Annotated in this window: 1 tRNA gene and 1 pseudogene; both read left to right on the top strand. The window is 62.8% G+C overall.

Features of this window, described 5'->3' with window-relative positions:
* A pseudogene (locus A5652_RS01220) lies at positions 1–280 on the top strand (hypothetical protein); the annotation flags it as partial.
* A 127-nt stretch (positions 281–407) separates the two neighbouring features.
* Positions 408–481: transfer RNA gene (locus A5652_RS01215), tRNA-Ile, on the top strand.
* Positions 482–717 lie beyond the last annotated feature (236 nt).

The raw sequence follows: 717 nt of genomic DNA, 5'->3' as shown, positions 1-717 counted from the left end.
GGTCGCCCTTGTCCGTGCCGGCGCCAAGTTCGAGAACGGCAAGCTCGTCAAACGTCCCGACGAACCGGCCGCCGAGGGCCGCTGGTTTGCCGATCAGGTCCGGGCCAATCCCAATCCGTTCGGTGAGGGCCAGGAGCTGATCAACATGATCACCCGCACCACGCCGATGAGTCAGGCCCAGGCGGAGTGGGAGGTCGAGTCGGCGATCTACGTCTACGCGCCTGAGTTGATTCCCAAGATCAAGGCTGAAGCCGGGCAGGCAGGGCCCGCTCCCTCATAACTGCGGGCATAGGGGTGTTGCGGCGCTCCGGAAACGGGTCGCTCGCCGAGCGCTTATAAAGCCGCCGCCGCCCGACGGACACTGGTTCCGGTCTTCCGCTACGGTTTCCTACGGAACTACTCCGTCGGGGGCGGTAGCTCAGTTGGTTAGAGCCGCGGACTCATAATCCGTTGGTCGCGGGTTCGAGCCCCGCCCGCCCCACCGTATTTCTGTATGACCTCGGCTGATGCTTGACATTTCGGTTCCGGGTGATGCGCGACAGTGTTTCGGCTGATGCGTGACAGTGGTTTCGGCTGATGCTTTACAGCAATTGTCAATATCTGTGGATCGAGATTCTTCAGGCGGCCTCCTTTCGGGCTTCCTCGGCGGCCGGTTCGTCGGGACGTTTGACGAGCTTGCCGTTCTCGAACTTGGCGCCGGCACGGACAAGGGCGACC

The organism is Mycobacterium sp. 1165178.9 (assembly GCF_001673555.1).
Classification (GTDB): Bacteria; Actinomycetota; Actinomycetes; order Mycobacteriales; family Mycobacteriaceae; genus Mycobacterium.
Note: the sequence above shows the minus strand (reverse complement) of the source record. Positions and strands in the feature narration are given on the sequence as shown.